Source organism: Mycolicibacterium holsaticum DSM 44478 = JCM 12374, assembly GCF_019645835.1.
GTDB lineage: Bacteria > Actinomycetota > Actinomycetes > Mycobacteriales > Mycobacteriaceae > Mycobacterium > Mycobacterium holsaticum.
Map to the genome: position 1 here is coordinate 5,556,251 of NZ_CP080998.1, position 14,460 is coordinate 5,570,710.

At 68.7% G+C, this 14,460-nt stretch carries 14 protein-coding genes; 6 read left to right on the top strand and 8 right to left on the bottom strand.

Features of this window, described 5'->3' with window-relative positions; genetic code table 11:
* The first annotated feature begins 44 nt into the window (after window positions 1–44).
* Entirely contained in the window at window positions 45–2,186 is a 2,142-nt protein-coding gene (locus tag K3U96_RS26475; RefSeq protein WP_220691626.1) for an FUSC family protein, read from the top strand.
* A gap of 11 nt (window positions 2,187–2,197) precedes the next feature.
* Here the strand turns inward: K3U96_RS26475 and K3U96_RS26480 are convergent, their stop codons facing one another.
* Complete coding sequence (locus K3U96_RS26480; RefSeq protein WP_069404746.1) at window positions 2,198–3,166, bottom strand: pirin family protein; 969 nt, start codon at window positions 3,164–3,166, stop codon at window positions 2,198–2,200.
* 90 nt (window positions 3,167–3,256) lie between these two features.
* On the opposite strand from K3U96_RS26480, the gene K3U96_RS26485 reads away from it, so the two are divergent.
* Together K3U96_RS26485 and K3U96_RS26490 are read left to right on the top strand one after the other, a co-directional pair.
* On the top strand, window positions 3,257–3,559 hold the full coding sequence (locus K3U96_RS26485) for a hypothetical protein (protein ID WP_220691627.1): 303 nt from the start codon (window positions 3,257–3,259) through the stop codon (window positions 3,557–3,559).
* Window positions 3,556–4,944, top strand: a complete 1,389-nt coding sequence (locus K3U96_RS26490; protein WP_220691628.1) for an HNH endonuclease signature motif containing protein — start codon at window positions 3,556–3,558, stop codon at window positions 4,942–4,944. Before K3U96_RS26485 ends, K3U96_RS26490 begins: the two co-directional genes overlap by 4 nt.
* Window positions 4,945–4,962: 18 nt before the next feature.
* Here the strand turns inward: K3U96_RS26490 and K3U96_RS26495 are convergent, their stop codons facing one another.
* Window positions 4,963–5,271, bottom strand: coding sequence for a hypothetical protein (locus K3U96_RS26495; protein ID WP_220691629.1), 309 nt, complete (start codon window positions 5,269–5,271; stop codon window positions 4,963–4,965).
* Between the two features lie 90 nt (window positions 5,272–5,361).
* Here K3U96_RS26495 and K3U96_RS26500 point away from each other — a divergent pair, with 90 nt between their 5' ends.
* The 3 genes from K3U96_RS26500 (at window position 5,362) to K3U96_RS26510 (ending at window position 8,921) form a co-directional block, all read left to right on the top strand.
* Complete coding sequence (locus K3U96_RS26500; protein ID WP_230982307.1) at window positions 5,362–6,930, top strand: acyl-CoA synthetase; 1,569 nt, start codon at window positions 5,362–5,364, stop codon at window positions 6,928–6,930.
* Window positions 6,931–7,135: 205 nt separating this feature from the next.
* Window positions 7,136–7,435: a hypothetical protein gene (locus tag K3U96_RS26505; protein ID WP_069404763.1), complete on the top strand. Its 300-nt coding sequence runs from the start codon at window positions 7,136–7,138 to the stop codon at window positions 7,433–7,435.
* A 103-nt stretch (window positions 7,436–7,538) separates the two neighbouring features.
* Window positions 7,539–8,921, top strand: coding sequence for an acyl-CoA dehydrogenase family protein (locus K3U96_RS26510; protein ID WP_220691630.1), 1,383 nt, complete (start codon window positions 7,539–7,541; stop codon window positions 8,919–8,921).
* A 111-nt stretch (window positions 8,922–9,032) separates the two neighbouring features.
* On the opposite strand, the gene eccD is transcribed toward K3U96_RS26510, so the two are convergent.
* The 6 genes from eccD to K3U96_RS26540 all read right to left on the bottom strand — a co-directional run bounded on the left by eccD (window position 9,033) and on the right by K3U96_RS26540 (window position 14,357).
* On the bottom strand, window positions 9,033–10,562 hold the full coding sequence (eccD, locus tag K3U96_RS26515; RefSeq protein ID WP_220691631.1) for a type VII secretion integral membrane protein EccD: 1,530 nt from the start codon (window positions 10,560–10,562) through the stop codon (window positions 9,033–9,035).
* Window positions 10,559–11,950: a MinD/ParA family ATP-binding protein gene (locus K3U96_RS26520; protein WP_220691632.1), complete on the bottom strand. Its 1,392-nt coding sequence runs from the start codon at window positions 11,948–11,950 to the stop codon at window positions 10,559–10,561. The genes eccD and K3U96_RS26520 overlap by 4 nt, the downstream gene beginning before the upstream one ends.
* A 74-nt stretch (window positions 11,951–12,024) precedes the next feature.
* On the bottom strand, window positions 12,025–12,312 hold the full coding sequence (locus tag K3U96_RS26525) for a WXG100 family type VII secretion target (protein WP_069404752.1): 288 nt from the start codon (window positions 12,310–12,312) through the stop codon (window positions 12,025–12,027).
* A gap of 36 nt (window positions 12,313–12,348) precedes the next feature.
* On the bottom strand, window positions 12,349–12,651 hold the full coding sequence (locus tag K3U96_RS26530) for a WXG100 family type VII secretion target (protein ID WP_069404753.1): 303 nt from the start codon (window positions 12,649–12,651) through the stop codon (window positions 12,349–12,351).
* A gap of 87 nt (window positions 12,652–12,738) precedes the next feature.
* Window positions 12,739–14,028: a PPE family protein gene (locus K3U96_RS26535; protein ID WP_220691633.1), complete on the bottom strand. Its 1,290-nt coding sequence runs from the start codon at window positions 14,026–14,028 to the stop codon at window positions 12,739–12,741.
* Between the two features lie 35 nt (window positions 14,029–14,063).
* The gene (locus K3U96_RS26540; protein ID WP_069404755.1) at window positions 14,064–14,357 is read right to left on the bottom strand and encodes a PE family protein; all 294 of its coding nucleotides are present in this window, start codon (window positions 14,355–14,357) and stop codon (window positions 14,064–14,066) included.
* Between the last annotated feature and the right edge of the window lie 103 nt (window positions 14,358–14,460).

The window sequence follows — 14,460 nt, forward strand, 5'->3', positions numbered from 1 at the left end:
GCGCGCGGGCCCGGCGGACCGCGTCAAGATCATTGCTGGCTGACATGGAGCGGTTGTCGCGTCGCGTGTTCGACCGGATCCGCCGGCGCGATCCCGAGTACGACGCGCTGCGCCGCGCGACGCGGGCCGCGGTGGTGCTGCCGATCGCCGCGGCGATCGGCTTCCTGGTCGGCGGCGACTCGCAGACGCCGATGTTCAGCATCTTCGGCTCGGTGGCGCTGCTGATCGTGGTGGACTTTCCGGGCAACCGTCCGGCCAGGGCCCTGGCGTACGGCGGGCTGGGCGTAAACGGGGCCGTGCTCATCACGCTCGGCACGCTGGTCGCGCCGCATCCGTGGCTGGCGGTGGCGGTGATGTTCGTGCTGGGCGTGGCGGTGACGTTCTCCGGGGTGCTCAGCGAGATCGTCGCCGCAGGCCAACGCGCCACCCTGCTGACCTTCGTGCTGCCGGTGTGCACCCCCGTCGGCCCGATTCCCGATCGGCTGCTCGGCTGGCTCATCGCGTTGGCGGTGTGCGTACCGGCCGCGTTGTTCCTGCTGCCCCCGCGCCACCACGACGAGCTGCGCGACAACGCGGCAGCGGTGTGCACCAAGCTCGCCGATGCGCTGGACGGCGCAGCGACGGTCCGCGAGGTGAACCGGGCGATGAATGCGCTGTGGGAGACGTTTCTCAATGCCGATTACCGACCCGTCGCGCTCAGCTCCGGCAGCCGCGCGCTGGTGCGCGTCGTGGACGACCTGGGCTACCTGTCGGACCGGCTCACCGAGGACACCGGGCGCCAACTCGGCGAGATGACGCGGCCGCTGGTGCGGGTGTTGCGCGACTGCGCCGACGTCCTGCAGATGCCCGACCGCGCGACGCGCACCGCCCTCGGCGCCGATCTCAACATCGCGCTGAGCGAGCTGCGGGACATCGCGCAGGGTAATTACCGCGAGGACATCGTCGAAATCCTGGGCTGCGCCGACGACGCCGCCGCAGCCGCGGTCGGACGAAATCTGTTGGGGCGACGCACTTTTTCGGCCACCGTCGGCGTGACCGGACGGGTGATCCGTAACGCGGCCGCCGCCGACGGTCGCCCGGTGTGGGCGCGGGTGCTGGGCCGCGGCCTTCCGCCGACCGGCACGGCCGACGCGGTGATGCCCGAGACCACCGCCGTCGCGCAGATCACCAAGGGGTTTCTGGCCACCAGGGCGGTGGTGTTCCGCAACAGCGTGCGCACCGGTCTGGGGCTTGCGCTCGCGGTGGCTGTCACGCACGTGCTGCCACTCGAACATGGCTTCTGGGTGGTGCTGGGCGCGATGTCCGTGCTGCGAAGCAGCGCGCTGACCACCGGCACGCGCGTCGTGCGCGCCGTCACGGGAACCGGTATCGGCTTCGTCCTTGGCGTGATCGTCATCGAACTCGTCGGCGTCGACCCGGTCGTGATGTGGGTGCTGCTGCCGGTGGTGGCGTTCGGTTCGGCGTACGTGCCCGAGATCGCGTCGTTCATCGCAGGCCAGGCCGCGTTCACCATGATGGTGCTCATCACGTTCAACCTGATCGCGCCGACCGGTTGGAGTGTCGGGCTGGCCCGCGTCGAGGACGTGGTGGTCGGCGCGCTGGTCGGGGTCATGGTGTCGGTGCTGTTGTGGCCGCGGGGCGCCGCAGCGCGGGTGTCCACGGCGATCGAGCGCGCCTTCACCCTCGGTGCGACGTTCCTCAGGGCGGGGGTGCAGCGCGTCACCCGAGGCGCCTCCGAAGACGCCACCAACCGTGTGCTGGCGCTGAGCCACGACGCGCTTGTCGCGACGCGCACCGCTGATGACGCGTTGCGCCAATACCTTTCGGAGAACGGCGGTGTCACAGACGTCCGCGCGCCGACGGTGCGCGCCGCCAACCGGGCGGTCCGGTTGCGTGCCGCCGCCGAGCTGATCGCCGACGTCGTCCCGCCGCCGCTCGGGGTCTACGAGCAGACCAAGGCGGTGTTGGAAACCCACGCCAAGGCGGTGAGCGACCGCATCACCGGCAGCAGCCAGGAGTCACCTCCGCCGATCAGCGACGACTTCGTGATGACGCTGCGTGCCGAAGCGCCCGGCGTCCAGACATTGCAGTCCGACGGCGATCTGGCGGTCGCCGCGGCGCTGCCGCTGGTGACGGTTGCCGCGCACCTAGGTGGGCTGGAGCTGTTGTACCCCAGCAGATCCTGAACTGGGGCCGGTCAGATCCGGTGCGGCATCAGGGCATTGGGCGGCACGGTGCCGAACTTTCCGGCCTGGTAGTCCTCGAGCGCCTGGATCAGCTCGGCCTTGGTGTTCATCACGAACGGGCCGTACTGGACCACCGGTTCGCGAATCGGCTTGCCGCCGAGCAGAAGAATTTCGAGCGCGGGGCGGTGGGAGTCCTGTCCGGCGTCGGCCTCGACGCTGATCCGGTCGCCGGTTCCGAGCACGGCGAGCTGGCCCTGCCGGATGGGCTGGCGCGCCGGGCCGACGGTACCGCGGCCGGACAGCACGTACACCAGAGCGTTGAAGTCGCGGTGCCACGGGATGTCGAGGCGTGCCCCAGGCTGGATAGTGGTGTGCGCCAAGGTGATCGGTGTGTGCGTGACACCTGGGCCCTGGTGCCCGTCGACATCGCCTGCGATGACGCGCACCAGAGCACCGCCGTCGTCAGAGGACAACAACTTGACTTCGCCACCTTCGATGGCCTGGTATCGGGGCGCCGCGAACTTGTTGTGGCGCGGCAGGTTCACCCACAATTGGACGCCATGGAACAGCCCGCCGCTCTCGACGAGTTCGGCAGGCGGGGTCTCGATGTGCAGGATCCCGGAGCCAGCCGTCATCCACTGGGTGGCCCCGTCGGTGATCAACCCGCCACCGCCGTGCGAGTCCTGGTGGGCGAACCGGCCGTCGATCATGTACGTCACGGTTTCGAACCCGCGGTGCGGATGCCAGTCGGTGCCCCTGGGCTCGCCGGGTTCGTACTCGACTTCGCCCATTTGGTCCATGTGGACGAACGGGTCGAGGTCGGCGGCGCTGACGCCGGCGAACGCGCGCACGACCGGAAACCCCTCGCCCTCGTAGCCGCGCGGACCGGTGGTGATCGAGCGGACGGGCCGTTCGGTGTCCGACGGCGACGGTGCTGTGACCCGGGGAAGTGTCAACGTGTCAGCGGTGATGGCAGGCATACCTGAATCAACCGGACCGTGGTCCGATTATTCCTGCCGTCTGTGGATAACGTTCCGCGCGCGTCGGTGTACGGCGGTAAACTTTCGCACATGCGTTCGAATATGGTATCTGCGGCCGATGTGCTGACGTCGATCGAAACCGCTTACCGGGACCTGGCGGCGCTGCCTCTGGACCGGCTGTCCCGCACCGACCTGTACGCGCTGGTGGACCGGCTCGACAAACTCGAGCAGCAGCGCGTCGCGCTGAACCGCAAGCTCATCGGCCGACTGGTGGCCGAAGGCGGCTCGGCCGGGCGTGGCGTCGCTTCCCCGGCCAACGACATGGCCAGGCGGCTGCGTATCTCACCCGGCGAAGCCCAGCGGCGGATCTGTGAGGCGGTCACTCCGCGATGACGATGGGCGGCGTCACCTCTCGTGAGGCGGTCTTTGCGGCCGTCGAAGGGGTTGAGGCCGCCCATCAGGCGTTGACTGCGTTGTCCGTGGATGCGTTGACGGGCCCAGAGTTGGTCGCGGTGCAAGACCGTCTGGAACGGGTGCGTCGACGCGACGCGGTCATCGATCATCTGCTGATCGCCCGGTTGGGCCGCGAAGATCCGAAAACGCTTGGGGCGTCGTCGCTGGCGGAAGTGATGTGTACGGCGTTGCTGGTGTCTAGAGATGAGGCCAGGCGGCGGATCAACTCGGCTCGGGTCCTGGGGCCACGCACGGCGATGACCGGCGAACCGTTGGCGCCGCTGCTGACAGCCACCGCAGCCGCCCAGGCCGACGGTCGGCTTGGCGCCGAGCAGGTGCGCATCATCGAGAAGTTCTTCCATGAGCTGCCGGCCCACGTCGATTACCAGACCCGCCAGTTGGCCGAGGCTGATCTGGCGCGCGTCGCGGCCGGGCTCTGTCCCGAGGAACTGACCAAGGCGGCCAAACGGTTGGCGATGCTGCTGGACCAGGACGGTCCGATGCCCAGCGACAAGGAGCAGGCCCGGCGACGCAGTGTGCACATCGGTACCCAGGGCCGCGACGGGATGAGCAGGATCACCGGATGGCTGGATCCAGAAGCCAGCGCGACCATCGATGCCGTACTGGCCAAGCTGGCCGCCCCGGGCATGTGCAACCCCGATGACGAAAACCCTTGTGTCGACGGTGAACCCACCCTCGAACAACGCCACAACGACATGCGCAGTACCGGTCAGCGCAGCCACGACGCGCTCAAGGCGATGGGCCGCGCTGTGCTTGCCTCCGGGCAACTGGGCCAGCACAAGGGCTTGCCGGCCACCATCATCGTGTCGACCACCCTCAAGGAGTTGGAATCGGCGTCGGGCATGGCCGTCACCGCCGGCGGAACCCTGTTGCCGATGCGCGACGTGATCCGGCTGGCCTCCCAGGCCCATCACTATCTGGTCGTCTACGACGGCCACGGTGAGCAGCCGCTGTATGCCGGGCGGGCCAAACGCTTCGCGACCCCGGGGCAGCGCATCGTGCTGCACGCGCGGGATCGCGGGTGCACCAAACCCGGATGCACCGTGCCGGGCTACTGGTGCGAAGTCCATCACGCCGCCGCTGACTGGGTCGACGGTGGGCAAACCGACATCGACGAGCTCGCCCTGGCCTGCGGGCCGCACAACCGGCTGATCGACAAGGACGGCGGTTGGACCACCCGGCCGCGCGCCGACGGGCGCACCGAATGGCTGCCCCCGCCGGGCCTCGACACCGGCCAGTCCCGCGTCAACAACTACCACCATCCCGAGAAATACCTACTGCCCGAAGACGACGAGGGACCCTGACCCGGGGCGCGCCGGGAGTCACTCGGGCTTCCGTTTCAGCGTCCACGCCGGAATCCAGTGGGTGACGGCCTTGCGACGGGCGCCGTAGGCGATCTCATAGGTGACCAGGCCCCACCAGTAGCCCTGCTCGCAGACACCCCAGCAGGTCAGCTTGCCTTCGACGATCGAGTGCATCTGCAGCCCGGCGGGGTTGTAGCCGCCGCTGCGGTGTGGTTCACGGGGAAAGACGGCGCACAGATCGACGAGCACCGTGACGGGCGGATCGACCCCGCGAAAGGCCTGTTGCACCGGCTGCCCGTTGTAGCCGATCGACTGCAGCTCGCCCACTGTTCGATCATACGTTCGAAGTCGGGTGGCCGGTGGCCGGTCGCGGGTACAAACGATCATCGAGGCACTCGAACGGTGAAGGGCTGGGCAGTGGACACTTCGGCAAGCGTGGCCACCGGCGGGATCGGCAGCTGGATCAGCCGACGGGCCTACCTCTGCGGCGACCGTATCGCGTTGATCGACGGCGACGCCCGCATCAGCTACGCCGAATTCGACCGGCGCACAGACCAACTCGCCTCCGCCCTGCGGGGCCTCGGGGTGCAGCACGGCACCCGGGTGGCCGGGCTGCTGGTCAACGGCGCAGCCTTCCTGGAAGCGATGTTCGCCACGGCCAAGCTCGGCGCGGTGTTCGTACCCATCAACTTCAGGTTGGCCGCACCCGAGGTGAGCTTCCTGTTGGCCGACTCCGGCGCCGACGCCTTCGTGTGGTCGGGCCGGCTGTCGGCGCTCGCCCGCGCCGCACTGGCCGGGGACGGGATGCAGGTGCGCACGCGGCTGGTGGTCGGCGGTGAGCCGACCGACGGCGAACACGACTTCGAGCAGCTGCTGACCAGCGGGGCGCCGCGGCCGCTCGGTATCGACGTCGCCCAACGCGACCTGTGCTGCCTGATGTACACCTCGGGCACCACCGGCCGGCCCAAAGGAGCGATGCTCACCCACGACAACCTGCTGTGGAACGTGATCAACACGCTGAGCGCAGAACGCGGAATCCGCATGACCGACCGGACGGTCACCGTCGCGCCGCTGTTCCACATCGGCGGCCTCGGGGTGCATACGCTGCCGCTGCTCTACATGGGCGGCACGACCGCGATCATGTCGGCGTTCGACCCCGAGCAGACCCTGGCGGCCATGGCGCGTGAGCGTGTCACGGTGCAGTTCCTGGTGCCCGCGATGTGGGCGGCGCTCATGACGGTTCCCGGCTTCGAGAACTACGACCTGTCAGCGCTCGAACTGGCGGTCACCGGCGGCGCCCCGTGCCCGTTGCCGGTGCTCGAGTACTTCCGGGACAAGGGTGTGCCGTTCCAGGAGGGGTTCGGCATGACCGAGACGGCCCCGGGCGCCACGCTCCTCGACGTCGATCACGTCAAGGAGAAGGCGGGCTCGATCGGACGGCCCGTGTTCCATCTGCAGGCCCGCATCGTCGACGAGGACGACCGCGACGTGCCCGTCGACCAGGTGGGCGAACTCGTCGTGCGCGGGCCCAACGTCTTCACCGGGTACTGGGGCTTGCCCGAGGCGACCGCGGACGCGTTTCGCGGCGGCTGGTTTCACACCGGAGATCTGGGACGCATGGACGCCGAGGGTTTCATCACCCTGGTCGACCGCAAAAAGGACATGATCATCAGCGGCGGTGAGAACGTCTACCCGATCGAAGTCGAGCAGGTGCTGTACCGCCATCCGGCGGTCCGCGAGGTGGCGGTGGTCGGGGTCGCGCACCCCAGGTGGGGTGAGACGCCGATCGCCGTCGTCGCCCTCAACGACGGCGCCCACGTGGCCGACGACGAACTGATCGGCTACGCGCGCGAGCGGCTGGCCCACTTCAAGTGCCCCACCCGCGTCGAATACGTGGCCGAACTTCCCCGCAACGCCACCGGCAAGGTCCTCAAGACGACGCTGCGCCGGAACTACGGCGGGAACGAAGCGGCCGTGCAGCGCTGAGCGCCGCCGATCTGGTCCAATTTCGTCCGCAAAACGTGGGCCATCGGCTGTGCCCCAGCACGATTGCTGCCAGCCGGCAACCAATTCCTGCCAGCGGGATTTAAACCCTTGATCTTGTGGTTTGTACCGACAGATGCAGCACGAACCGCGACAACTGCCACGGCTCGGATATGGAGAACCAGAAGAAAAAAGAAGGCTGGGAATGATGAAGAACCTGAGCATCGTCACCGTCGCCGCCAGCGCACTGGCCGCCGCCGTCGTCGGGCTTGCCGCCCCCGTGCAGGCCGCCCCGTCCGGACCCGGAAACGCCCAGGCCACGATCAGCCAGCTCGAGTCGGAGGGCTACAACGTGATCGTCAACCACGTCGGCAACACCCCGCTCGCGCAGGCCGACGTGGTAGCGGTGCGGCCGGGCACCACCTACACCCAGACCGATCGCATGGGTGTGGGACACGACCTCAACACCCGGGTGACCAACAAGACGGTGTACGTCGACGTGCAGTAGACCGCCCCCCACGGCAAGCCCCCGGATGCGCCCCCTCGCATCCGGGGGTTTGTCATAGTGCGGTTGGTTTCGGGGCGGCGCCTAGCGGCTAATCGGGTGCTCGATGGGCTTCGACCTCACCCCGACCGGGGCGCAGCACGACCTGGCGCGACGAACACACGAGTTCGCCGCCGACGTGGTTCGCCCGGTGGCCGCCGACTACGACGCGCGCCAGGAGTTCCCCTGGCCGGTCCTGGAAGAAGCGGCGGCCCGCGGCTTCTACAGCCCGCTGTTCTACCGCGACCTCATCGGAGACCCCACCGGGCTGTCGCTGCCGATGTTCATGGAGGAGTTGTTCTGGGGCTGCGCGGGAATCGGGCTGGCGGTGGTGATGCCCGCGCTGGCGCTCTCGGCGATCGGGCAGGCCGCCTCGCCCGAACAGATGCTGAAGTGGGCGCCCGAATGTTTCGGCACCCCAGGTGATCTCAAGCTCGCTGCGCTGGCGATCTCCGAGCCCGAGGGCGGCAGCGACGTCCGCAACCTGCGCACCACGGCCCGCCGTGACGGGGACGACTGGATCATCGACGGCCACAAGATGTGGATCGGCAACGGCGGCATCGCCAACGTGCACGTGGTCAACGCCGTCGTCGACCAGGAACTCGGGCACAAGGGTCAGGCGCTGTTCATCGTTCCCGGCGGCACCCCGGGCCTGGAGATGGTGCGCAAGCTCGACAAGCTGGGCTGCCGCGCGTCGCACACCGCCGAGCTGAAGTTCGACGGCGTGCGCGTGCCGAGCGAGAACCTGCTCGGCGGGCAGGAGAAGCTGGACTACAAGCTGGCCAAGGCGCGGGAGGCAGTCGAAGGCGCCAAGCACTCCGGGTCGGCGACGCTGGGCACGTTCGAGCAGACCCGCCCGATGGTCGCCGCGCAGGCCCTCGGGATCGCCAGGGCGGCACTGGAATACGCCACTGAATACGCCAACCGGCGCGAAGCGTTCGGTGCGCCGATCATCGACAACCAGGGCATCGCGTTTCCGCTCGCCGAGTTGGCGGCCGCGATCGACGGAGCCCGGCTGCTGACCTGGCGCGCGTCCTGGATGGCCGCCAGCGGGGTGCCGTTCGAGCGCGGTGAGGGCTCGATGTGCAAGATGGCCGCCAGCGAGGTCGCCGTGCGCGCCACCGAACGCGCCATCCAGACGATGGGCGGCTGGGGCTACATCAAGGACCACCCGGTCGAGAAGTGGTATCGGGACGCCAAGCTGTACACCATCTTCGAGGGCACCAGCGAGATCCAGCGGGTCGTGATCTCCAATGCGCTGGGCGCCGCCGACGGTAAACCGCCGCTGCACTTCGACCTCGAGCCCACCGGTGGGCCGTTCAACCGGGTCTTCGGCCGGGGCACCCCGCTGCGCGGCCGCGCCGCCGACGCCGCGCTGGCCGCCAAGGACCGGGTGCCCGCACCGGTCATGCGGATGGCGATGAAAGTGCTGCGCCCGCCGCGTAAATGAGCGGGATCTTCGCCGAATTCTGCAACAGGGCTGTGGAATCGCCACGAGAACAACGACCCTCAGGTAGAAGTCGCCCCACCTACGGCCGACTGGCTACCGAGCCGGACTCCGCTAGAACCGCAGATTGCGCAGCACGTCGTACACGCTGGCGATCCACAGCAGCAGCGGGATGACCGCGGCGATCGCGGCCCCGTCCAGCAATTCGAGGATCCGTTTGGTCACCGGCGAGACCCGCCGCACTCCCGCGGTCGCTCCGATGACGATCAGCGCGACGATGCCCGCAGCGGTATACAGGCTCAGCACCAGCCAGGCGATGTCGGGGTACCACAGACAGAGTCGGACCATCACCCCGGTCGGGACGGCGACCGCGGCAGCCAACAACGCCCAGGCACACCATCGTTCGGCGTACAGCCGGGAGCGGAACGCGCAGATCGTGGTTACCAGCCCGGCGACGATCATGCTGTGTATGAAGAAATGGCCTTGCACCACAACGGCAATGGCGCCGATCGACAGCACCAATGCACCCGCGGTCACGAAACCGATCAGCAAGCGCTTCGCCAATTCGCTGCGCTCATGCAGGCGCGCGGCGGAATCGGGGACCGACGCGATGATGGCCTGCCAGGTTGGCGACTCCTCGCCGGTCAGCTCCGAGGTCGCCACCGGATCGAGCAGTTCGTCGTTGGTCACCGTTTCACCGGGCGCCGGGATCGGCGGCAACGCGATCCGCGCCACCGCCACCGTCAGCTTCGCCGCGTTCGTCACGACGATCAGCCCGAACGCGATGGCGCCGGCCGCCACCCAGTACTGCCACCCGTAACCGAACGCGATGGCCGCTGCCGTCGCCGCGATCGCGGTGACGGCGAAAAACGAGGCCAGCTCGGCCCTTCGGCGAGGTCCGCCGCGCGAAGCCAGCGTCACCAACAGCACGACCGCGGCCGCACCCGCCACCTGCGGCGCACCCATCGAGTCGAACCCGCGGGGCAACGGGACCGCCAACGCCGCCGCACCGGCAAGCGCGGGCAGCGCGGCCGCCAACAGGCTCTCCGCCGCATCCAGATTGCGGTACCGGTTGGTCGCGATCGCGCTGCCGCCCAGCAGGCCCAACCCGAGCACACCGAGCGCCACCGCCCACCACCAGCTGTGCCCGGTCTGCGCCCAGGCCACCAGCGTCATCACCGTCACCGCCAGGGCGGACACTGGAATAGCCACGCCGACAAAGCGATTCAACGCGGCACGGTCGAACTCCGGGGTCTCGTCGAGCACGGCGATCGCATCGATCACATCCTCGACGAGCGGCCGATAGCGTTCGGTGCGGCTGACCGAGACCAGCGTCAGCAGCGAGCCGTCGACCACCCCCGCATCGTCGAGCGATTCGTTGAACTTCAGCGGCGGAGCACCCGGCCGCGCGAACGCCCACACCCCCTGCGCCGAGAAATCGAACCCGGCCAGCACCTCCTTGGGGGTGTCCTCGAGCAGTTCGCCCAGCACCGCCACCGTCTCGTCGATGTAGCTCTCGATCGGCGCCGTCGCGGGCAGCACCAGATCGGTCATCCGCCGCCCGGTCAGGATCGTCACCCGCGTGGTCGACGGCCGCCCCGGGGTGACGGCCGAGGTGGCCGCTGCGGCGGCGGTGGAGGTCAACGCCGTTCGAGCCGGTCGAAGTCGTCGGACAGCGCCGCGGCCAACTCGACGATGCGGCGTTGGAACGTCTTGCCGAGCAGTTCCAGTTGGATCTGCGTGCCCGCGGCGACGTGCTTGTCCCACGGCAACACGATGACCCGACCCGGGGCAACGTGGCGCTCGAACTGGGCCGCCAGATCGTCGACGTCGATGTTCGGCTTACCCGGCACCACGTGGTTGATCACCACGCAGGACCGGCCCAGCAGATCCTGATATCCGTTCTGCCGCAACCAATCCATCGTCACCGCGGCTTGCCGGGCACCGTCGATCGACGCGCTCGCAATGATGATCAGGCCCGACACCGTCGACAGCACGCCGCGGGCCGCCGGCTGGAACAGCCCCGCCCCGCAGTCGGCGAGCACGAGGTTGTAGTAGCGCGACACGATGTTGGTCACGCCTTTCCAGTCCTCGTCGTTGAACTCGCGCCGGGCACCGCTGTAGTCCTCCGACGACAGCACTTCCAGGTTCGCCCCGTTCATGCTCGTGTAGGCGCGAATGTCGTTGTAGCGTGCCAGTTCCTTGTCCGCGAGCAGGTCCGCGACGGTCGCGGCCGACTGCCGGCCGGCCCGGTCGGCCAGGTTCCCGGCGTCCGGGTCGGCGTCGATGGCCAAGATCCGGTCACCGCGCACCCGGCTCAGCGCCGAGCCCAACGCCACGGTGACAGCGGTCTTGCCGACGCCGCCCTTGAGCCCGAAGACGCCGATCTGATAGGAGTCCCGGGCATTTCGACGGATCCGGTGGTGCAGCTCCATCTCGTAGAGCTCGTCGGGCGACAGCCCCAGGTTGATCCGCGTCAGCACGTACAGCAGGTGGCGCCAGCCCCGCTGCGAGGGCATCTTGACCGCCGACTTCACCCCGACGTGCGACAGCGCGTCGATGGCGCGGTGGTTGCCGATGCTCGCCGCGGAGGTGGGCGCGGGTTGGCCCGGCCGCCGCGTCGCGTTGGGATCCGACGTCGCCTCGGCGAAGTGCTGCGTCGGGGCGGGCGCCGCGGCGGGCCGCGGCGGTGGCGCCGACGCATGCCGCGGCGGTTCGTATCGGGCACCGGAGGGCGCGTCGGCCTGCGGGGTGCGCATCATGCCGTTGGCGTGGCCCTGCGGCACCGTCGGACGCGCCGGCGGCAGCTGGGCGGTCACCTCGGTCTCGCGCACCGGCGCAGCGGGCGCGGTTTGCGTGACGCCGTGGGTGATCGGCAGCGCGGGCGGCGCCACGTCACTGCGGCCGGGGCCGCTGGTGGAGGGCGTCGGCCCCGCTGCGTCGGGGTGGAGGGCGTCACGTTCCGCCGCCTCGTCGGCTGTCTTCACAGCATCGCCCGGGGAGTGGAAGAGCCGGTCATAGTCGGCCGACATGGGTACCTCTCATCGTTTGAAAACGCCGGGACGCACGCGGTGGGCGAGGCCGCCCACCTGCGTGCACCGTCGTATTAGGCGAACATCCCGGTAACGCCGGCTTCGGTCTGGGCCATGGTCGCGCCGGCCTCACTGATCGTCTGCGCCAAGTTCTGCAGCGCCGTGTTGAGCTCGGCAGACGTGCTGTCCCAACGCATCTGCACGGCCTGGTAGGCCTCCGAACCCGAACCGCCCCACACCGCGGCCAGCGCGGCGAGCGAGCCCTTGCCCTCGTCGAGCAGGCCGGCGGTTTGGCCGACGGCACCCTGAATCTCGCTTGCTCCGCCTTCGATGCCGGCGAAGTTCCATACCTGTTCGGTCATGTCTGTGGTTTCCGTTCCTTCAGAGGTGTGTGGTGGTCAGATGCCCATTGCGCCCGCGACGACGCCGGCCTGGTCTTCGTCGGTGGCCGTGTACTGGGTGCCCGATGTGTGGATGTTGGCCGAAATGTCGTTCAGCTCCTGGATCTGCCGGGCGGCCGCCTCGTTGTAGCGCACCAGCGCGGCCTGCGCTGCGGTTCCTGCCTGACCGACCATCTGGCTGGCCAGCGCGCCTGCGGTGGACTCGACGTGCGAGATGACGGCTTTGAGCTCACCGGAGATCCGTTCGAAGTTCGCTGCCTCCTTGGCGAGGACAGCGGCATCGGTATTCATCTGTGCCATGCTGGATACTCTTTCTTTTTTCTGCGTGTCCTCACCAACAGTTGGCGAGTCTTTCCGGCCGGGTGGCCGGGAAGTTCTGGTCGACGACTACCAGTCGTCGTCTTCTTCTTCACCGAGGTCTTGCGGCAGCACCGACGGTGCGGTCCGGCCTTGTTTGGAGCCGCCGCTGGTGCCGCGTTGGCCCATGGCGCCCATCGGACCCATTCCGCCGCCTGCCCCGACGGGCGCCAGCCCCGCGCCACCGGCACCCGGCGCCGCACCGGGTGCCACCGCGACCGGTTTGGTTTCGCCGATCAGGTTGGCCAGCAACGGAGTTCGTGCCGCGGTACCACCGGCGCCCGGTAGCGACGCGGCACGGACCAAACCCGCACCTGCGCTCGCGCCGGACCCGCCCGCCAGCGGATGGTTCGACAGCGGGCTGGCGCCGATCAGCCCCATCTGCGCCTTGTCGCTGCCGCCAAGGCCGCCGAATTGGCTGAACATGGAGGTCACCTGTTGCAGCGGTTGGGTCAACTGCTGCATGGGCTGCATGACCATCTGGCCCGCCTGCTGCGGCAGCTGGGCCAGGGTCGAGCCCAGTTGGGCGCCCATCTGCATGCCCATCTGCGCGCCCTGCTGCATCGTGTCCTGCGGTCCGAGTTGCTGGGCGTTCTGCGTCCGCTGCGCCTGGCCTTCGGCATGCACTGCGGCCTGGTTGGCCTGCGATACCGCCCGGCCCGTCTGCAGGCCCGTCGATTCGACGGTGGCCTGCGCGCCGACGTGCGCGATCGCCGCGTTGCGCACCGCGGCCGCGGGTGCCATGGCGGCGGCCTGGCCGAGCGCGGCCGCGGCGGCGCCCTCACCCACGCCGGGGATGACGATCGGCTTCATCGGCATGATCGGCTCGAACAACATGTTCAGTGCCGTCTCGGCCTGGTACACGTCCATGGCGCCGGCGGCCTGGTTCCACATCCGCACGAAGTAGTCGAACTCGTTGAGCCCGATCGGAACCGTGTTGATGCCGAGAAAGTTGGTGGCCTCCAGCACCGCGTGGGTCACGTGATTCTGTTCGATCTCCACCAGCGGCGGTGTGGTCACCATCGCCAAGCTGTAGGAGTTCGCCTGGGCCGTCGCCTGCAACGCGCGTTTCTGCGCCTGCGCCGAAACGGTTCTTAGCCAGACGACCATGGGCATGGTTGCGGCGACGGCACGTTCACTCGCCGACCCGCTCCACGCGGAGGCCAGCGCGGTCAGGCTCGCGGCCAGTTCGTCGGCCTGCGTTTCGAGGAAGACGGCCAGCACTTCCCACCCCGCGGCAGCCTGCAGCATCGGCGCCGGACCGGCGCCTGCCATCAGCCGCACAGTGTTGAGCTCTGGCGGCATTCCATGCCAGAACATCGTCTAGTGCTTTCTCGCCAGGTGGACTGAAGCGGTCAGAAGTTCGCCGCGTTCGCACCGTCGACGGCGCTGTAGACGCCGGCGATCTCCATGTACGCCGCACCGGCGCGAGCCATCTCTTCCTGCGCAAATGTATTCATCGCGAGGGTTTCGACGCCCTCGGCGGCAAACGCGAGCGCCGCCTGCGCCGACACCTCGTCGGCACCGGCAGGGACCAGCGCGGTGACCTCGGCTGTGGCCGTCGTACCCGCGGCCAGACCACGGGCTCCGTTGGCGACAACCTGCGCGCCGATTCCTACCGCCCCCGGATTGTGCGTCATTGGTTGCATTTGCGATGTCTCCTCACCTGGATGAAATGCGCAGGATATTGATTTGTGTAGCCGATCTCGATGGTGGCCACAGCATCCGTGAGTCTTCCCCGACCCCTTTGCC

Bases quoted from the DNA above. Each gene is read 5' to 3' on its own strand.
- K3U96_RS26475 (WP_220691626.1), top strand. From the start codon at position 45: ATGGAGCGGTTGTCGCGTCGCGTGTTCGACCGGATCCGCCGGCGCGAT.
- K3U96_RS26480 (WP_069404746.1), bottom strand. From the start codon at position 3,166: ATGCCTGCCATCACCGCTGACACGTTGACACTTCCCCGGGTCACAGCA.
- K3U96_RS26485 (WP_220691627.1), top strand. From the start codon at position 3,257: ATGCGTTCGAATATGGTATCTGCGGCCGATGTGCTGACGTCGATCGAA.
- K3U96_RS26490 (WP_220691628.1), top strand. From the start codon at position 3,556: ATGACGATGGGCGGCGTCACCTCTCGTGAGGCGGTCTTTGCGGCCGTC.
- K3U96_RS26505 (WP_069404763.1), top strand. From the start codon at position 7,136: ATGAAGAACCTGAGCATCGTCACCGTCGCCGCCAGCGCACTGGCCGCC.
- K3U96_RS26510 (WP_220691630.1), top strand. From the start codon at position 7,539: ATGGGCTTCGACCTCACCCCGACCGGGGCGCAGCACGACCTGGCGCGA.
- K3U96_RS26520 (WP_220691632.1), bottom strand. From the start codon at position 11,950: ATGTCGGCCGACTATGACCGGCTCTTCCACTCCCCGGGCGATGCTGTG.
- K3U96_RS26525 (WP_069404752.1), bottom strand. From the start codon at position 12,312: ATGACCGAACAGGTATGGAACTTCGCCGGCATCGAAGGCGGAGCAAGC.
- K3U96_RS26530 (WP_069404753.1), bottom strand. From the start codon at position 12,651: ATGGCACAGATGAATACCGATGCCGCTGTCCTCGCCAAGGAGGCAGCG.
- K3U96_RS26535 (WP_220691633.1), bottom strand. From the start codon at position 14,028: ATGTTCTGGCATGGAATGCCGCCAGAGCTCAACACTGTGCGGCTGATG.
- K3U96_RS26540 (WP_069404755.1), bottom strand. From the start codon at position 14,357: ATGCAACCAATGACGCACAATCCGGGGGCGGTAGGAATCGGCGCGCAG.